We start from the raw sequence: 17,282 nt of genomic DNA, 5'->3' as shown, positions 1-17,282 counted from the left end.
CGCCGCCGGCCGGGCGTCAGGCGCCGAAGGCGTGGAGGGAGCGGGCGAAGGCCTCCACGAAGGAGTCGCGGACCGGTTCGGGGAGCAGGTCCAGCGAGAGGTACGGGTTCAGGTCCTCCAGCTCCACCAGCAGCAGCTCGCCCGACGGCGCCCGGCAGGCGTCCACCCGCTGGATGCCGTGGTCGAGGGTGTTCCAGTCGATGAAGGTGCGGGCGAAGGCCAGGTCCGCCGGGGTCGGCTCGTAGGGCGTCAGCTCCCAGCGGCGGGCCGGGTCGGGGGCGTGGAGGGCGTACTGGAAGGCGTCGTCGACGAAGTAGAAGGACACCTCGTACGCGAAGTCGATCCGGGGCTGGATGAGGAACTCGCCCGCCGGGCCCTGCGGGGTGGCGGTGAAGGTGAGGCCGATGGAGTCCGCGCCCCGCTTGGGCTTGACGGCGTACGAGGGGACCTGCGGCAGCTCCGACAGCCGGGCCGGGTCGTCGACCGTCGGGATGACCGGGTAGCCGGCCGCGGTCAGGTCGAGGAGGTACTGCTTGCCTGCCATGTCGCCGCGGCCGGTGAGCGGGTTGTAGACCGGGGTCCCGGCGGCGAGCGCGGCGGTGCGGAAGGCGTCGTAGGCCTCCTGGTAGTGCAGGACCGGTCCGCTGTTGCGGACGACCACCGCGTCGAAGCCGGGCATCAGGGCCCGGGCGTCGCCCGGGTGGCACAGGGCCACGTCGAAGTGGGCCCGCAGCCGGGAGGTGAGGAATATGTCCTCGTCGCAGTAGCGGCGGCCGCGCGCCGGGTACGCCAGGTCGGTCACATAGAGCAGAGGCATGACGTCAACCTATCGCGGGCACGGATCAGCGCATGAAATACCTCGTACGGGACAAATTGCTCGCTCTCGGTGACGACTACTGGATCGAGGACGAGGACGGCCGCCACGCCTTCCTTGTCGACGGCAAGGCGCTGCGGTTCCGGGACACGCTCGAACTCAAGGACCCGGACGGACACGTCCTGATCACCCTGCGGGAGAAGCTGTCCGGTCTGCTGGGCTTCCGCGACGCGATGACGCTGGAGCGGGACGAGCGGCGGCTCGCGGTGATCCGCCGCAAGCGGTTCTCGCTGTTGCGCAACCACTTCCGGGTGACCCTGGTGGAGGGCACGGAGCTGGACGTCAGCGGGCGCCTGCTGGACCGGGAGTTCAAGGTCGAGTACGACGGCGAGCTGCTCGCGCTGGTCTCCCGCCAGTGGTACCGGGTGCGCGAGACGTACGCGGTCGACGTGGTCCGGGAGGACGCCGACGCCGCGCTGCTGATCGCGGTGGCGGTGTGCGCGATCCGGATGGCGGAGAGGGAGCGGGAGGACGGGGCGGAGGCCGCCCCGTAGCCCCGTAGCCCCGTCGCCCCGTCGCCCGCGCGAGGGGTCCCGCGCGGCGCGGTGGCGGTGCGCTCAGCGGCCCAGGCGGCGGTCCTTGAGTGCTGGGAACTGCTCGCGGGTCTCGGCGACCTTCCCCGGGTCCAGATCCACCGTCAGGACGCCCTCCCCCGGCCCCGCCTCCGCCAGCACCTCGCCCCAGGGGTCCACCACCAGGCTGTGCCCGGCCTGTTCGACGCCCGCGTGCGTGCCCGCCAGGCCGCAGGCCAGGACGTAGCACTGGTCCTCCACCGCGCGGGCCCGGTTGAGCAGCGTCCAGTGCGACCGGCGGCGCGCGGGCCAGCCCGCCACCACCGCCATCGTGGTGGCCCCGGCGTCGACCAGCCCCCGGAACAGCTCCGGGAAGCGCAGGTCGTAGCAGGTGGCGATGCCGAGGGTCTGCTCCGGCAGGGTCACGGTCGTCAGGGAGTCGCCGGCCGCCATCAGCACCGCCTCGCCCTGGTCGAAGCCGAAGCGGTGGATCTTGCGGTACGTGGCGGCCAGCTCGCCCGTCGGGGAGAGGACGAGCGCGGTGTTGTAGAGCGTGCCGTCGCCCGCGCGCTCGACGACCGAGCCCGCGTGCAGCCACACGCCGGCGTCGCCCGCCGCCTTGGACATGGCCTCGAAGGTCGGCCCGTCCAGCGGCTCGGCCTCCGTCTCGAACTGCTCGTAGGCGAAGGCCCCGACCGTCCACAGCTCGGGCAGCACGACGAGGTCGCAACCCTCCTGCTCGCGTACGAGGTCGGCCGCACGGGAGCGTCGGGAGGACACCGACTCACCGTCGTGCACCGCGATTTGGATCAGCGAGGCGCGCACACTACCACCGTCCTGGCAATCAAGCCGTCAACTCGGGCCTACGATCGTCACACGAAAGCACTGCCGGGGTGCTCACCGGCAGCGTAGTTTTGGAAACCAAGCCCACAGCTTCCGGAACGCGCCACTGAACAGCACCGCGAGGGGTCCCGTTGACCGTCCATCCCAGCCTTCAGCCCTATGCCGACGCGTGGACGCATTCCATCGAGGCGATATCCGAGCTGGTCCTCCCCCTGCCGGAGGGCGAGTGGAACCGGGCCACGCCGTGCCCGGGATGGTCGGTCCGTGACGTCGTGTCACACATCATCGGCATCGAATGCGAGCAGCTCGGGGACCCGCGGCCGATCCACACCGTGGCGCGGGACCTGCGGCACGTGGTGGACGAGTTCACCCGGTACATGGAGGTGCAGGTCGACGTGCGGCGCCACCACACCGCGCCGGAGATGACCTCGGAGCTGGAGTACACGGTCATCCGCCGCATGCGGCAGCTGCGGAACGAGAAGCGCGATCCGGCCACCATGGTGCGCGGTCCGCTCGGCGAGCAGGTGACCCTGGAGCAGGCGCTGCGGCTGCGCGCCTTCGACGTGTGGATCCACGAGCAGGACCTGCGCCACGCGCTGGGCGTGCCGGGGAACTGGGACGCCCCGGGCGCCTTCGTGGCGCGGGACGTGCTGCTGGAGGGCCTCCCGAAGGTGGTCGCGAAGAAGGCCGGCGCGCCCGCGAACTCGGCGGTGGTGCTCGACGTGCACGGTCCGGTGGAGTTCATGCGGACCGTACGGGTCGACGCGCAGGGCCGGGGCACGCTGGACAAGGCGCCCTCGCTGGGTCCGGCCGTGACGCTGGCCCTGGACTGGGAGACGTACGTGCGGCTGGCGGCGGGCCGGGTGCGGGCGCGCACGGTCGCCGACCGGGTGAAGGTGGAGGGCGATCCGGAGCTGGCGGAGGCGATCCTGACGCAGTTCGCCGTGACGCCGTGACGCCGTGACCCCTTGATCCGGCCCCGTGACCGAACCGGACCCGTGACCGACCGGCCCCGTGACCCCGCGGTGCGACGCCCCGGACCGGCCCCCGGCCCCGGCCTCGCCGCAACTAGGTCCGAGCCGGTTCCGGGGCCGGGGTGGTGGGGCCGGGCCGGGCGGGGGCGGCCGTGCGCAGCTCCCGCTCGCGGGACAGGGCGGGGCGGCGGAGCCGGAGGATCTGGGTGACGCCCAGCGCTTGGAGGACGAACACCGTCGAGAAGGCGATCCGGTAGTCGTCGCCGGTGGCGTCCAGCAGGACGCCCACCGCCAGCAGGGTGGTCATCGAGGCGACGAAGCCGCCCATGTTGGTGATGCCGGAGGCGGTGCCCTGGCGTTCGGCCGGATTGGCCGGGCGGGCGAAGTCGAAGCCGATCATCGAGGCCGGTCCACAGGTGCCCAGCACCAGGCACAGCGCGACGAGCAGTCCCATCGGCGCCCGGTCTCCCGGGTGGACGAGGACGGCGAGCCACAGGCCGGCGGTGAGGCCGACCGTGCCGAGGGCCAGCGGAATCCGCGCGGACCGGAGGCGGCCGACGATCTGCCCGTAGACCAGCCCGAGCGCCATGTTCGAGGCGACCACCAGGGTCAGCAGCCCGCCCGCGGTGCTCCGCGACAGGCCCTGCGCCTCGATGAGGAACGGCATCCCCCACAGCAGCAGGAACACCATCGCCGGGAACTGCGTGGTGAAGTGCACCCACAGGCCGAGCCGGGTGCCGGGCTCCCGCCAGGACTCGGCGATCTGGCGGCGGACGTACCCGCCGGCCGCCCCGGCCGCCCCGGCCGCGCCCCGCGCGGGCACCGCCGCCGGCGGCCCGTGCCCCTGCGGCTGGTCGCGCAGGAACAGCACCAGCGGGACGAGGACGATCAGCCCGGCCACCGCGCTGCCCGCGAAGGCCGGCACCCAGCCGACCCCGTGCAGCACGGGCGCCAGCACCAGCGTGGAGACGAGGTTGCCCGCCATGCCGACCAGGCCGGCGAGCTGCGCCACCAGCGGCCCGCGCCGGGCCGGGAACCAGCGGGTGCCCAGCCGCAGCACGGAGATGAAGGTCATGGCGTCCCCGCAGCCGAGCAGGGCGCGGGCAGCCAGTGCCGTCCCGTACGAGGGGGACAGCGCGAAGCCGAGCTGGCCGGCCGTGAAGAGGACGGCGCCGAGCGTCAGGACCTTCTTGGTGCCGAGCCGGTCGACCATCAGCCCGACGGGTATCTGCATGCCCGCGTAGACCAGCAGCTGGAGGAGGGAGAAGGTGGCCAGCGCCGAGGCGTTGACGTGGAAGCGGTCGGCGGCGTCGAGTCCGGCCACACCCAGGCTGGTGCGGAAGATCACCGCCACGAAGTAGACGGAGACGCCGATGGACCAGACGGCGACGGCCCTGCGCCCGCCGGGCGGGTCCTGGACGGGCAGCGGGGAGGGGGCGCTCATCGGCCGGCCCCCCGGACGAGCGCCTCGACGCGGCCGATGTGGGCGCGCACCGCGGCGGCGGCCGTGTCGGCGTCGCCCGCGCGCAGCGCGTCCAGGATCTCGGCGTGCTCGGCCAGGGTCCGCTCCACCCGGTCGGGGTGGGCGTGCAGCAGGGCCACGCCCATCCGCAGCTGCCGGTCGCGGAGCTGGTCGTAGAGGCGGCACAGGATCTGGTTGCCCGCGCTGCGGACGATCTCGGCGTGGAAGCCACGGTCGGCGGCCGTCAGGGCGGTGAGGTCGCCCGCGGCGGCGTGCCAGCGGTGCTCCTCGAGGAGGGCGGCGAGCCGGTCCAGCAGGCCGGGCGGCGCCGGCACCGCCCTGCGCACGGTGAACTCCTCGACCAGCAGCCGGGTTTCGAGCACGTCGGTGATCTCCTGCACGGAGACCGGCAGGACCAGTGCGCCCTTCTTCGGGTAGAGCCGGAGCAGCCCCTCGGTCTCGAGCCGCAGCAGGGCCTCGCGGACCGGGGTGCGGGACACCCCGACGGCTTCGGCGAGTTCGCCCTCGGTGAGGAGGGTGCCGCCCTCGTAGCGCCGGTCGAGCACCCCGTGCTTGACGTGCCGGTAGACGCGGTCGGCGGCGGTCGGAGTACTGCTGGGGGCCGGCATGGGCACAGCATAGATACAACAGGGGTGCGAGCCGGGGCCCCGTCCGGGATGTGGAACGGGACCGGTAGGCCGCCCGGACCTGTGCGAAGCGGATGCGGGCCCGGCCGCCGGGCGCGAGGCCCCGTACGGCGTACCTGCGCTCCACGGCGGCCCCGGGCGGCGGACCGCCCGGCCCGGCGCCGACCTCCATCAGGCTCCTCCGCGCCGCACGGCCGCTCGGACCGGACCGATCACCGCACCCTCGTGCCAGCCCGAGCCGTCCCGCCAGTGGTGCTGGAGCACCCGGTCGGTGCGCAGGACGACGACTTCCAGGTTGAACCCGAAACTGCCCTGGAGCATCCCGGTGACCGCGAGCACGTCGTGACCGAAGACGGCGCTGCGGCGCCAGGCGGAGCCGGAGGCGTTGCCGCGCCACCAGTGCTCGACGCGGCCGCCCGCCACCGCCACGCACAGCTCGTAGTTCCCGGCGGTGTCCTCGTCGCAGGCCCCGTACTGCCCCTCGATCAGGCAGGGTGCGCAGACCGCCCCGGCGCCGAAGACCTCGCCGGGGTGCCAGGTGAGGCCGTGCCCGTCGTCGCGCCACCACACCTGCATCCGGCCGTCCGTGCGGGTGGCGACCAGGTCCAGGCGGCGGGAGCGGGTCTGGACCAGGGCGGGGCCGTAGTGGGCGATGTCGGAGCCGAAGCGGCCGCCGTCGTTCCAGGTCCAGGGGGCGCCGTTGATCCGCCACCAGTGGTGGAGCCGTCCGTCGGCGGTGCGGACCACCGCCTCGAAGTTGCCGGGTTTGCCGTGGTCGCTCTGGATGAGCGCCGGGGTCGAGCCGACGGCCGCGTCGCCCGGGCCGAAGGCGCCGCCGTCGCGCCAGACGCGGGCGGTCTGCTCGTAGTACCAGTGCCGCAGCCGGCCGCCGGTGGTGACGTGCAGGGACTCCATGTTGCGGTTGTAGGTGCTGCCGGTGAAGGCCGGCAGGCCGGAGGCGTCGCTCGCGAAGGAGGCGGCGCGGGACCACGCGAAGGGCGCGTCGCCCTCGCGCCACCAGTGCTGGAGGCGGTCCCCGGCGGCGGTGGCCAGCAGTTCGAAGTTGCGGTGGGCGCGGCCGTTGCCGCTCTCGTAGACGTTGCCGGCGTGCAGGCGGCGCTTGCTCCACGGGTCGACGTTGGTACCGAGCAGGCCGTACTTGGCCCAGTGGTCGATGCCGGCCTCGCCGTATGCGATGCGGCCGTATCCGCCGACGTGGTGGGCCGTCCCCCAGGAGTTGCGGAACAGCCAGCACCCGGCCGCGTCGTCGTAGCCCACGATCAGCACGCAGTGGCCGCCCGCGACGCGGTCGCTGGTGCGGTGGTAGACCCCGGCGCCGAGCCCGAAGAAGTCGTCGTACACGGTGAAGCAGGCGGTCAGCGGGCCGACCGTGTCCAGCCACACCTTCTGCTGTTCGACGTCGCCGAGCCGGACGTGCTCGGTGATCCGCACCGTCCTGCCGGACCGGTCCCAGCTGGGCGTGTACTCGGCCCGCCAGGCGTCGCGGCGGGCGGCGGGCAGGCCCGCGGGCGGGGCGGTGTACGGCCAGCAGCCCGGGTCCGCGAGACCGCCGTTGGTCCTGATCCAGTCCAGCGCGGTCTCGGGGTCGCCGCCCTGGCCGCAGGCGCACTTGAGCCCGTCGTGCACGTCCCCCTCGGAGCGCTCGGCCCATACGCAGTGCTCGATCCGGGCCATGGACTCCACCAGCCCGACCGCGCCGAAGGCCCAGGAGGAGGCGCAGGGGTTCTGGTCCTTCACCGCCGTGATCCAGGACCACCCCCAGCGGTTGCGCCAGTCCACGGCGGTGGGCCGGGCCGCGGCCGTCCCCGCCGCCACGGCGGCGGGTGGGACGGCCCGGGAGCCGATCTCTCCCGGCGCGGCGGCGAGCAGCCCGTGCGCGGCGCGGCGCCGGGTGAGGTGCGGGTTGCCGCTCTCCTGCCCGACCAGCGCCCGCAGGTCGATGCGCCCCGCCTCCTCGGCGGTGGTCAGGGCGGCCCCGGGCTCCAGACCGAGCGAGGGCCTCGGTACGGGCTCCTCGTCGGCCAGGTGCTCAAGGACCGACCACCGCGCCCCGTACGCCGCGAGCCGCGCCCGCAGCTCCCCCGCCGTCTCGACGGACTCCTCCGGCATGGCGGCCCCCCAGCTGCAACCGTTCGATCCGAGACCCGGGAGCGTGCCGCCCGCGCCGGAGGGCGTCAAGGGGGTCCGTGCGGTCGCGCGGAGGCACGGGGGGCGTCCGCGGGCCGCCCGGTCGCCTCAGTCGCCGCCGCGCCTCGCCCGGCCCGCGCCGCACCTCGGCCGCCTCCGGCGGGCGGGCGGCCGTGCGCGCGCCGCGGCCGGACTCCGCAGGCCCGCTCCTCCCCGGACGCGCGCCGTGCCGACGGCGCCGATCGGTCCCGGCCGCCCCCGGACGCTACGGCAGCCGCGGGCGGACCGCCGACCAGGCGTCCGCCGCGCGGGCCAGCGGGTCCGCGTCCGCGAGGTGGGGGCGGGCCGGCGCCAGCCGCGGGATGAGGCTCTTGATCAGGCGCAGCCGCTGGATCCGCGGGCGCGGCAGCTCCCGCCAGGCGCGGGCCTCCGCGAGCGCGGCTTCCGGGGTGGTGCCCATCAGCGCCAGCACCTCCCGGCACAGGACCTCGGGCTCTGCGCCGCGGTGCGGGCCGAACCGCTGGAGGAGGTAGCTCCGTACGGTCACCAGCTCGATGCCCAGCGCCTCGTCGGAGGCGCCCTCCGCCCGGGCGCAGCGGCGTACCGCGGCCAGCGCCACCCGGCCCCAGCGCATCCGGACCTCGTCGGGCAGCGCCTCGTCGCGCATCCAGCCCAGGGCGAGGCCGCGCAGGCTCCGCGGCTGCGGCTCGTCCTGGAGCGGCGGCCCGGTGGCCAGCCAGTCCTCCAACTCCTCCAGCGAGTGCCCGTCGGGCGGCACCGAGGTCAGCACCTGGCCCCGGCTGAGCAGGGCGACCACGGCGCCCGTGAGGTGGACCCGGGCGACGTGCCCGGCGTCGAAGGAGCCGGCGGGCACGCCGTACCGCTCTATCCGGCGCAGCCCCAGCCTCAGCTCCCCCACCGCGTAGACCTGGCCGGTGCGCGCGGTCCCGCCGACGCACCGGACCACGCACACGCCGCCCGTGACGTCGGCCTCCTCCACGGAGTACACCTGCAACTCGGCGATCGGCACCTGCGGGCCCCCTCTCCCCGGCGGGGAGGCTACCGCCCCGGCCGGACGCGCGCGTGCCCCCTCGCGGCCCGGAGGCCGGGAGGGGGCACGTGTGCGGCGTCGGTCAGGACCAGGTGACGAGGCGGCGGGGGTGCTCCAGGACCGCCGCGATGTCGGCCAGGAAGCGGGAGCCGAGCTCCCCGTCCACCAGCCGGTGGTCGAACGACAGCGCCAGCGTGGTGACCTGGCGCGGCTTCACCTTGCCCTTGTGGACCCACGGCTGGAGCTTGATCGCGCCGACCGCGAGGATCGCGGACTCGCCGGGGTTCAGGATGGGCGTACCGGTGTCGACGCCGAAGACGCCGACGTTGGTGATGGTGATGGTGCCGTTCTGCATGTCGGCCGGGGAGGTCTTGCCGTCGCGGGCCGTGGCGACCAGCGAGGACAGCGACTCCGACAGCTCGCCCAGGGTCTTGGCGTGCGCGTCCTTGATGTTCGGGACGATCAGCCCGCGGGGGGTGGCCGCCGCGATGCCCAGGTTGACGTAGTGCTTGAGCACGATCTCCTGGGCCGCCTCGTCCCAGGACGCGTTGACCTCCGGGTTGCGGCGGACGGCCACCAGGACGGCCTTCGCGATGAGGAGCAGCGGGTTGATGCGCAGCCCCGCGAGGTCCGGGTCGGCCTTGAGCTCGGCGACCAGCTTCATCGTCCGGGTCACGTCGAGCGTGATGAACTCGGTGACGTGCGGTGCGGTGAAGGCCGAGCCGACCATGGCCTGGGCGGTGACCTTGCGGACGCCCTTGACCGGGATGCGGGTCTCCCGCGCCGCCGGGCCGTCGGCCGCGACCGCAGCCGCTACCGCGGTCGCGGCCGGTGCTGTCCCCGCCGCGGCCGGCACGGGGGCCCCGGCCGCGGTGGCGGCGGAGGCCTGCGGGGCGAGCCCGGCGGCGGCCGCCGCGTGGACGTCCTCCCGGGTCACGACCCCGCCGTCCCCGGTGGGCAGCACCGTCGCCAGGTCGATGCCGAGGTCCTTGGCGAGCTTGCGGACCGGCGGCTTGGCCAGGGGCCGCTCCGCGACGGCGCAGCCGTTCCCGGTGCCGTTCGCGGTGCCGTTCGCCTGCGCCGGGACCGGGACGGCCGGAGCCGCCTGGGCCGCCGGAGCGGGTGCGGCCGGAGCCGCCGTGCCGTTCCGCGCGCCCGTGGCCGCCCCGCCCGCCGGAGCCTTGCGCGGGCGTCGCTTGGTGGAGGCGGTGGAGACCCCGTACCCGACCAGCACGGGCTGGCGGGCCGCCGGGGCCTCCTCCTCGGCGGCGGCCGGGGCCGGAGCCGCGGCGGAAGCGGCCACCGGGGCGGAGGCGGCGACGGCGGCCTCCGGACCGGCGGCGCCGCCCGGGTCCGTCCGGACCGAGATGATCACCTGGCCGACGTCGACCGTGGTGCCCTCCTCGAAGAGGAGGGCGTGTACGACGCCGTCGAACGGGATCGGCAGCTCGACGGCGGCCTTGGCCGTCTCCACCTCGCAGACGACCTGGCCGTCGGTGACGGTGTCACCCGGCTGGACGTACCACTTGAGGATCTCGGCCTCGGTCAGGCCCTCGCCCACGTCGGGCATCTTGAATTCGCTGATCGTCATGAACGTGGCTCCTCAGTACGCCAGCGAGCGGTCGACGGCGTCGAGCACCCTGTCCAGACCCGGCAGGTATTCGTCCTCCAGGCGGGCCGGCGGGTACGGCGCGTGGAAACCGCCCACGCGCAGGACCGGCGCCTCCAGGTGGTAGAAGCACCGCTCCGTGATGCGGGCGGCGATCTCCGAGCCCACGCCGAGGAACACCGGCGCCTCGTGGACGACCACGAGCCGGCGGGTCTTCTCCACCGAGGCCTGCAGGCCGTCGAAGTCCACCGGGGACATCGAGCGCAGGTCGACGACCTCGACCGACTTGCCCTCCTCGGCGGCCGCGGCGGCGGCCTCCAGGCAGACCTTCACCATCGGGCCGTACGCGGCCAGGGTGATGTCCGCGCCCTCGCGCGCCACCCGTGCCTTGTGCAGCTCGCCGGGGATGGCCTCGAAGTCGACCTCGCCCTTGTCCCAGTAGCGCCGCTTCGGCTCGAAGAAGATCACCGGGTCGTCGCTGAGGATGGCCTGCTGGAGCATCCAGTACGCGTCCGAGGCGTTGCTCGGCGAGACCACCTTGAGGCCCGGCACGTGGGCGAAGAGCGCCTCGGGGGACTCGCTGTGGTGCTCGACGGCGCCGATGCCGCCGGCGTACGGGATGCGGATGACGACCGGCATCTTGATCTTGCCCAGGGCGCGCGCGTGCATCTTCGCGAGCTGCGTGACGATCTGGTCGTACGCGGGGAAGACGAAGCCGTCGAACTGGATCTCCACGACCGGGCGGTAGCCGCGCAGCGCGAGGCCGATCGCCGTGCCGACGATGCCCGACTCGGCGAGCGGGGTGTCGATGACCCGCTCCTCGCCGAAGTCCTTCTGCAGGCCGTCGGTGATCCGGAAGACGCCGCCCAGCTTGCCGACGTCCTCACCCATGATCAGGACCTTCGGGTCCGTCTCCAGGGCCTTGCGCAGCGACTCGTTGAGCGCCTTCGCGATTGACATCTTCTCGATGGCCACGGCGGTCACTCCCCACCCTCGAAGGACGCGAGGTAGGCGGCGAACTGCGCGCGCTCCTCGTCGACGAGCGCGTGCCCGTCCGCGTAGACGTTCTCGAAGATCGCCATCGTGTCCGGGTCGGGCATGGCCCGCACGGCCTCGCGCACGCGCTTGCCCAGCGCCTCGCTCTCCGCCTCCAGCTCCGCGAAGAACGCCTCGTCGGCGCCGCCGGTGGCCAGCAGGTGGGTCTTCAGGCGCAGGATCGGGTCCTTGGCCTCCCAGGACTGCGTCTCCTCGTCCCGGCGGTACTTCGTCGGGTCGTCGGAGGTGGTGTGCGCGCCCATCCGGTAGGTGAACGCCTCGACCAGGGTCGGGCCCTCGCCGCGGCGCGCCCGGTCCAGGGCCCAGCGGGTCACGGCCAGGCAGGCCAGCACGTCGTTGCCGTCGACGCGGACGCCCGGGAATCCGAAGCCCTGGGCGCGCTGGTACAGCGGCACGCGCATCTGGCGCTCGGTCGGCTCGGAGATCGCCCACTGGTTGTTCTGGCAGAAGAACACCACGGGGGAGTTGTAGACGGCCGAGAAGGTGAAGGCCTCGGCCACGTCTCCCTGGCTGGACGCGCCGTCGCCGAAGTAGGCGATGACCGCGGAGTCCGCGCCGTCCTTGGCCACACCCATCGCGTAGCCGGTCGCGTGCAGCGTCTGCGAGCCGATGACGATCGTGTAGAGGTGGAAGTTGTTGGTGTTCGGGTCCCAGCCGCCGTGGTTCACGCCGCGGAACATGCCGAGCAGGTTGGTCGGGTCGACCCCCCGGCACCAGGCGACGCCGTGCTCCCGGTAGGTCGGGAAGACGTAGTCCTCGTCGTTCAGCGCCCGCGCGGAGCCGATCTGGGCGGCCTCCTGCCCGAGGAGCGAGGCCCACAGGCCCAGCTCGCCCTGGCGCTGGAGCGCGGTGGCCTCGCCGTCGAAGCGACGGGTGAGGACCATGTCGCGGTAGAGCCCGCGCAGGTCCTCGGTGGTGATGTCGGCGACGAAGGGGGCGAATTCCGCGAGGTCGGGGCTGTTCGAGGCATCGACCCGGTCACCTTCGGGCGTCAGCAGCTGTACGAGCTGAGGTACGGCGTCCTGCGTCTGTGCGGTGGCAGCGGCGGTCTTGCGGGCGCTTGCCGCGCCTGCCGCCCGCTTGGTGCCACTGCTGCGTCGCGGCTTGCGCGCGGCAGTGCTCTCCACGGTCACGTGTGCTCCTCCGTCGGTCCGGCACCCGGGTTCTCCGGGGTCCAGTGCGGCTCACCTGTATCCGTACCCGCGCACGGGGTGGGTGCGCGTCTCGTATGGGATCCAGGCGTGACAGGTGCCCCGGCGAGTGCCCTGCGCAATGCACGTTACCCAGTACGCCGCATAACTGCGAAACCCCATTTGACCTGCGATTTTGCTTGGATTTCCAAGTAAATCCGCGGAAGCGGGAACACGCACTGGTCACAGCCTTGCAGGGGGCCGGAACAACGGCACGTTATCCCGGGTAACCGCGGCAGGGAAGGGGTCAGTGTGTGAAACTGACTTCGTGCGCGAAGACGGAAAAATCAAGGTATTCCTCCTGGACGACCACGAAGTGGTACGCCGCGGCGTTCATGAGCTTTTGTCGGTCGAAGAGGACATCGAGATCGTCGGGGAGGCGGGCACCGCGGCCGACGCCCTGGTCCGTATTCCCGCCACCCGTCCCGACGTGGCGGTCCTCGACGTCCGCCTCCCGGACGGCAGCGGTGTGGAGGTGTGCCGCGAGGTGCGCTCCCAGAACGAGGACATCAAGTGCCTGATGCTCACCTCGTTCGCCGACGACGAAGCGCTGTTCGACGCGATCATGGCCGGCGCCTCGGGCTACGTCCTCAAGGCGATCCGGGGGAACGAGCTGCTCAGCGCCGTGCGCGATGTCGCGGTCGGCAAGTCGCTGCTGGACCCCGTCGCCACCGCCCGGGTGCTGGAGCGGCTGCGCGACGGCAAGAACGGCAAGGGCGACGACCGCCTGTCGAACCTCACCGAGCAGGAGCGCAAGATCCTCGACCTGATCGGCGAGGGCCTGACGAACCGCGTCATCGGCGAGCGCCTGCACCTCGCGGAGAAGACGATCAAGAACTACGTCTCCAGCCTGCTCTCCAAGCTGGGCATGGAGCGGCGCTCCCAGGCCGCCGCCTACGTGGCCCGTCTACAGGCCGAGAAGGGCCGCTGACGGCCCTCCGGCGCGCCGGGGGTCCGGCCCCGCTCCGTTCGGGACCAACGTCCCCGGTCATCGGAGCCGCCTCCTCTTCCCCGGCGGCGTACCGGTACCGGAGAGTGGACGCATGTCAACAGAGCGCATCGAGCCCCCAGTGCGTCACCGTGCACGGGCCCGCCGGCAGTGCCGCCCGGGGTCGGCACTACCAGCACGCGCTCTGAGCCCGTCTCACTGCTCCGGCCCGGGGACCTCGGGATCGGGGGACTTCGGCGGCGGCTGCGACTTCGTCGGCGGCAGGGAAGGCGACTTCGTCACCGGCGGCGGCGACGAACCCGTGGCCGGCGGCGTGGCCGACGGCGTGGGCGACGCGGACGACGCGGTCGGCGTCGGACTGCTGGTCTGCGGCCGGCTGCGGGTCGGCGTGTTGTTCGGCGTCTGGTTGTAGGTGGGCGTGTCGTCCGTGGCGGTGCGCGGCGGCGTGGTCTGCGGCGTCTCGGGCGCGCTCGGCTGCTGGCCGGGGGTGCTCTGGGAGGTCGCCGGCGTGACCGGGGGCTCCTTCTTGTCGCCGCCCATGGTGCTGACGGCGTACGCCACACCGCCGGCGACGGCGATGACCGCGAGGACCGCGAAGAGCCACATCTTCCACCGGCCGCCCCCGCCGTGGCCGTCGTATCCGCCGTCGTATCCGCCGCCCTGGCCGCCGCGGCCGCCGCCCGGGAAGGCGGAGCCGTCGTCCGGGTTGATCGGCGGCACCATCGGCTGGTGGAACTGCGAGGTCGAGGCGTGCGAGGGGTACTGCTGCCGGCTGCCCGAATCGCCCATCGCCATGGCCGTGGTCGCGGCCGGCCCGCGGCCGTTCGGCAGGGCCATGGTGACCGGGCCGGTGTTCCAGGTGCCCGTGTTCGGCCCCTGGTCGTGGAGCATCTGGAGCGCGTACTGGACCAGCGCGCGCATCTCCTCGGCGCTCTGGAACCGGTCGTCCGGGTCCTTGGCGAGGGAGCGCATGACGAGCCCGTCGAGCTCCTGCGGGATCGCGCCGCCCTCGGGCAGCTGCGAGGGCGGGATCGGCGCGTCCTGGACGTGCTGGTAGACCACCGAGAGCGGGGTCTCACCGGTGAAGGGGGGCCGCAGCGCGAGCAGTTCGTACAGCAGGCAGCCGGTCGCGTACAGGTCGGAGCGGCGGTCGACGGCCTTGCCGAGGGCCTGCTCGGGCGACAGGTACTGCGGGGTGCCCATGACCATGCCGGTCTGGGTCATCGTCGACTGGACGCCGTGCAGGGCGCGGGCGATGCCGAAGTCCATCACCTTGACCGCGCCGGTCTCGGTGATGATGACGTTCGCCGGCTTGATGTCGCGGTGCACGATGCCGTGCTGGTGCGAGTACGCGAGGGCTTCGAGCACGCCCGAGACGATGATGAGCGCCTGCTCGGGGCCCGGGGCCTCGGCGCTGATCAGCAGCTCGCGGATGGTGCGGCCCTCGACCAGCTCCATCACGATGTACGGGACGGTGTTCGGGCCGACCCGGTCCTCGCCCGAGTCGTACACGGCCACGACGGCGTGGTGGTTGAGGCCGGCGACGGACTGCGCCTCGCGCGTGAAGCGGGCCTTGGAGACCGGGTCCTCGGCGAGGTCCGCGCGCAGCAGCTTCACGGCGACGGTCCGGCCCAGCCGCACGTCCTCGGCGGCGAACACCTCGGCCATGCCGCCGCGGCCCAGGCGGTGGGTCAGCCGGTAACGGCCGTCTCCCACCAGGCCGCCGGCGCCCCAGTGCTCAGGACCATCGGCCATCCCGGCGCCGTTTCCCTCGGGTTCGGGTGCCATCAGTCCTCGCCGTCGTCTCTCTCGGCCGCCGCTCAGCGGTAGTCCTCGTCTTTGCTGTTCCGGTGAACGCTACAGCCTCGGAACCGCTCGCCGTTCGGACAAAGGCGCCCTGTGCCCGTGTGGTCACGGATCGGGTACCCGGCTTGACGTGTGCTTGCCCTCCGGCAGACTGGGCGCCACATGCGCTCAGCCGGACGCGTAGGGACACATCCCGAGGGGAAGCAACAGTCATGAGCCAGGACGGCACTCAGGGCCAGTACGCGGGCGGCTCTCTTGCCGGTGGCCGTTACCAGCTAAGGGACTTGCTGGGTGAGGGCGGCATGGCGTCCGTATACCTGGCGTACGACTCCGCGCTCGACCGGCAGGTCGCCATCAAGACCCTGCACAGCGACCTCGGCCGCGAGCAGTCGTTCCGCGAGCGCTTCCGGCGCGAGGCTCAGGCTGTAGCCAAACTGTCGCACACGAACATCGTCTCGGTGTTCGACACCGGCGAGGGCGAGCTCGGCGGGGCGGTGATGCCGTACATCGTCATGGAGTACGTGGAGGGCCGGCCGCTCGGCTCGGTGCTCGAAGCGGACATCCGGCAGTACGGGGCGATGCCGGCGGACAAGGCGCTGAAGGTGACCGCCGACGTGCTGGCCGCACTGGAGAGCAGCCACGAGATGGGGCTCGTCCACCGCGACATCAAGCCCGGCAACGTCATGATGACCAAGCGCGGCGTGGTCAAGGTGATGGACTTCGGCATCGCGCGCGCCATGCAGTCGGGGGTCACCTCGATGACGCAGACCGGCATGGTCGTCGGCACCCCGCAGTACCTCTCCCCCGAGCAGGCGCTGGGGCGGGGCGTGGACGCCCGTTCCGACCTCTACTCGGTCGGCATCATGCTCTTCCAGCTGCTGACCGGGCGGATCCCGTTCGACGCGGACTCGCCGCTGGCCATCGCGTACGCGCACGTGCAGGAGGAGCCGGTCGCACCCTCCTCCATCAACCGCTCGGTGACCCCGGCGATGGACGCGCTGGTGGCGCGGGCCCTGAGGAAGAACCCGAACGAGCGCTTCCCCACGGCTGCCGCCATGGGCGACGAGGTCGCGCGGATCATGGGCGCGGGGCAGACCGGGGCCCCGGTCATCGTCCAGGGCGTCCCCGCGGGCGGCAGCGGCGCGGGGGTCTCCTCGGCCGTGTTCCCGCCGGTCGACTCCGCCGTCTCGGCGCCGCCGCAGCACGCGGTGCAGCAGCCCTACCAGCCGCACCACGCGACCCCCTCCCCGTACGCGCCGGCGCCCGCCCCCCAGGCGCACGGCGGGTACCCCGGTGCGGCCGGCGGCTCCGCCGCCGGAGGGGGCTACGCCGCGCCCTTCTCCGCGCACACGCCGCCGCCGCACCAGTACGCCTCGCAGACCCCGCCCCCGTACACGATCTCGCCCGGCGCGCAGGGCGGGACGGGCGGCGACAGGCGGAACACGTCCGTGGTCGTGGGCGCGGTCGCGGTGGCGCTGCTGGCCATCGGCGGTCTCGTCGCGGCGATCGCGATGAGCGGCGGCGACAAGGACAAGCCGGGCGCGGACACGCCCGGTAGCTCGGCCTCCGCCCAGGCCTCGGGCTCCGCCAAGGCCGGCTACAAGGGGCCGGACCTGACGCGCACGCTCGACCCGTCCAAGTGCAAGGAACCGGTCAAGCACTACAGCGAGGCCGGCAAGTACATGGCGCCGGACCTGCGGTACAAGAACCTGCTCTCCGTGAAGGAGTGCATCCAGGCCTCGGGCGGCAAGTACAACATCATCTGGAAGGACGAGGCGGTGTTCGGCAAGGACACCGTGCTCGACCAGTCCCCGGCCGCGGACGCGAAGATCGGCAAGGAGGGCACGGAGTACACGCTGACCGTGTCCACCGGCTATCCGGAGTAGCCGGAGGCGCCTGCTCCACCCCCGCCGAGCCGCTGAATCTGACACACCGGCATCCCGGGCACCCCGATGGGGCGCCCGGGATGCCGCTTTTGCCCCACTATGTAAATCTGAGCGAGACATCTCGGTCGCTCGGGACGGGAGGGGCTCCCCGTGATCCAAGGCTTCCGCCCGGGGCGCCGCCCGGCGCACCGGCCGACGCTCCGGTTGACGCCGCGGCCGGCCCGGCGGCCGACACCCGGGCCCGCGCGGGCCGAAGGGGCCGCACAGGCCGAAGG

14 protein-coding genes are annotated in these 17,282 nt (G+C 73.2%); 4 read left to right on the top strand and 10 right to left on the bottom strand.

Going from position 1 to position 17,282, the window contains the following annotated elements; genetic code table 11:
• Window positions 1-16: 16 nt before the first annotated feature.
• Entirely contained in the window at window positions 17-817 is an 801-nt protein-coding gene (locus tag ACFWU6_RS24760) for a hypothetical protein (RefSeq protein ID WP_383983085.1), read from the bottom strand.
• A 32-nt stretch (window positions 818-849) separates the two neighbouring features.
• Between ACFWU6_RS24760 and ACFWU6_RS24755 the strand changes: the two genes are divergently transcribed.
• The gene (locus ACFWU6_RS24755) at window positions 850-1,368 is read left to right on the top strand and encodes an LURP-one-related/scramblase family protein (protein WP_383802341.1); all 519 of its coding nucleotides are present in this window, start codon (window positions 850-852) and stop codon (window positions 1,366-1,368) included.
• Window positions 1,369-1,431: 63 nt separating this feature from the next.
• On the opposite strand, the gene ACFWU6_RS24750 is transcribed toward ACFWU6_RS24755, so the two are convergent.
• Entirely contained in the window at window positions 1,432-2,211 is a 780-nt protein-coding gene (locus tag ACFWU6_RS24750; protein WP_383983083.1) for a carbon-nitrogen family hydrolase, read from the bottom strand.
• Between the two features lie 149 nt (window positions 2,212-2,360).
• On the opposite strand from ACFWU6_RS24750, the gene ACFWU6_RS24745 reads away from it, so the two are divergent.
• The gene (locus tag ACFWU6_RS24745; protein ID WP_383802346.1) at window positions 2,361-3,185 is read left to right on the top strand and encodes a maleylpyruvate isomerase family mycothiol-dependent enzyme; all 825 of its coding nucleotides are present in this window, start codon (window positions 2,361-2,363) and stop codon (window positions 3,183-3,185) included.
• Between the two features lie 112 nt (window positions 3,186-3,297).
• Here the strand turns inward: ACFWU6_RS24745 and ACFWU6_RS24740 are convergent, their stop codons facing one another.
• The 7 genes from ACFWU6_RS24740 to pdhA form a co-directional block, all read right to left on the bottom strand.
• Window positions 3,298-4,647 carry a nitrate/nitrite transporter gene (locus tag ACFWU6_RS24740; protein WP_383983081.1) on the bottom strand — a complete coding sequence of 450 codons (1,350 nt, stop codon included), beginning with the start codon at window positions 4,645-4,647 and terminating at the stop codon, window positions 3,298-3,300.
• Window positions 4,644-5,294 carry a GntR family transcriptional regulator gene (locus ACFWU6_RS24735; protein WP_383983079.1) on the bottom strand — a complete coding sequence of 217 codons (651 nt, stop codon included), beginning with the start codon at window positions 5,292-5,294 and terminating at the stop codon, window positions 4,644-4,646. Before ACFWU6_RS24735 ends, ACFWU6_RS24740 begins: the two co-directional genes overlap by 4 nt.
• 189 nt (window positions 5,295-5,483) lie before the next feature.
• The gene (locus ACFWU6_RS24730) at window positions 5,484-7,442 is read right to left on the bottom strand and encodes a C1 family peptidase (RefSeq protein ID WP_383983077.1); all 1,959 of its coding nucleotides are present in this window, start codon (window positions 7,440-7,442) and stop codon (window positions 5,484-5,486) included.
• A gap of 283 nt (window positions 7,443-7,725) precedes the next feature.
• Window positions 7,726-8,490, bottom strand: coding sequence for a hypothetical protein (locus tag ACFWU6_RS24725; RefSeq protein ID WP_383802358.1), 765 nt, complete (start codon window positions 8,488-8,490; stop codon window positions 7,726-7,728).
• Between the two features lie 103 nt (window positions 8,491-8,593).
• Window positions 8,594-10,102: a dihydrolipoamide acetyltransferase family protein gene (locus ACFWU6_RS24720; RefSeq protein ID WP_383802360.1), complete on the bottom strand. Its 1,509-nt coding sequence runs from the start codon at window positions 10,100-10,102 to the stop codon at window positions 8,594-8,596.
• Window positions 10,103-10,114: 12 nt separating this feature from the next.
• A complete protein-coding gene (locus ACFWU6_RS24715; protein WP_383802363.1) occupies window positions 10,115-11,095 on the bottom strand; it encodes an alpha-ketoacid dehydrogenase subunit beta in 981 nt (326 codons plus the stop codon).
• A 5-nt stretch (window positions 11,096-11,100) separates the two neighbouring features.
• Window positions 11,101-12,309, bottom strand: coding sequence for a pyruvate dehydrogenase (acetyl-transferring) E1 component subunit alpha (pdhA, locus tag ACFWU6_RS24710; RefSeq protein ID WP_383802366.1), 1,209 nt, complete (start codon window positions 12,307-12,309; stop codon window positions 11,101-11,103).
• 325 nt (window positions 12,310-12,634) lie between these two features.
• On the opposite strand from pdhA, the gene ACFWU6_RS24705 reads away from it, so the two are divergent.
• The gene (locus ACFWU6_RS24705; RefSeq protein WP_383802369.1) at window positions 12,635-13,297 is read left to right on the top strand and encodes a response regulator; all 663 of its coding nucleotides are present in this window, start codon (window positions 12,635-12,637) and stop codon (window positions 13,295-13,297) included.
• 213 nt (window positions 13,298-13,510) lie between these two features.
• On the opposite strand, the gene ACFWU6_RS24700 is transcribed toward ACFWU6_RS24705, so the two are convergent.
• Entirely contained in the window at window positions 13,511-15,103 is a 1,593-nt protein-coding gene (locus ACFWU6_RS24700) for a protein kinase (protein ID WP_383802372.1), read from the bottom strand.
• Between the two features lie 230 nt (window positions 15,104-15,333).
• On the opposite strand from ACFWU6_RS24700, the gene ACFWU6_RS24695 reads away from it, so the two are divergent.
• Window positions 15,334-17,007, top strand: coding sequence for a protein kinase (locus ACFWU6_RS24695; protein WP_383983075.1), 1,674 nt, complete (start codon window positions 15,334-15,336; stop codon window positions 17,005-17,007).
• Window positions 17,008-17,282: the final 275 nt, after the last annotated feature.

The sequence above is a fragment of the Streptomyces sp. NPDC058674 genome, from assembly GCF_042716505.1.
GTDB lineage: Bacteria > Actinomycetota > Actinomycetes > Streptomycetales > Streptomycetaceae > Streptomyces.
The sequence above is the reverse complement of the archived record's forward strand: the minus strand, read 5'-3'. Positions and strand labels throughout refer to the sequence as shown.

Excerpts from the sequence above, each read along its gene's own strand:
- ACFWU6_RS24760 (WP_383983085.1), bottom strand. The coding sequence starts at position 817 with ATGCCTCTGCTCTATGTGACCGACCTGGCGTACCCGGCGCGCGGCCGC.
- ACFWU6_RS24695 (WP_383983075.1), top strand. The coding sequence starts at position 15,334 with ATGAGCCAGGACGGCACTCAGGGCCAGTACGCGGGCGGCTCTCTTGCC.
- ACFWU6_RS24730 (WP_383983077.1), bottom strand. The coding sequence starts at position 7,442 with ATGCCGGAGGAGTCCGTCGAGACGGCGGGGGAGCTGCGGGCGCGGCTC.
- ACFWU6_RS24700 (WP_383802372.1), bottom strand. The coding sequence starts at position 15,103 with ATGGCACCCGAACCCGAGGGAAACGGCGCCGGGATGGCCGATGGTCCT.
- ACFWU6_RS24735 (WP_383983079.1), bottom strand. The coding sequence starts at position 5,294 with ATGCCGGCCCCCAGCAGTACTCCGACCGCCGCCGACCGCGTCTACCGG.
- ACFWU6_RS24755 (WP_383802341.1), top strand. The coding sequence starts at position 850 with ATGAAATACCTCGTACGGGACAAATTGCTCGCTCTCGGTGACGACTAC.
- ACFWU6_RS24720 (WP_383802360.1), bottom strand. The coding sequence starts at position 10,102 with ATGACGATCAGCGAATTCAAGATGCCCGACGTGGGCGAGGGCCTGACC.
- ACFWU6_RS24740 (WP_383983081.1), bottom strand. The coding sequence starts at position 4,647 with ATGAGCGCCCCCTCCCCGCTGCCCGTCCAGGACCCGCCCGGCGGGCGC.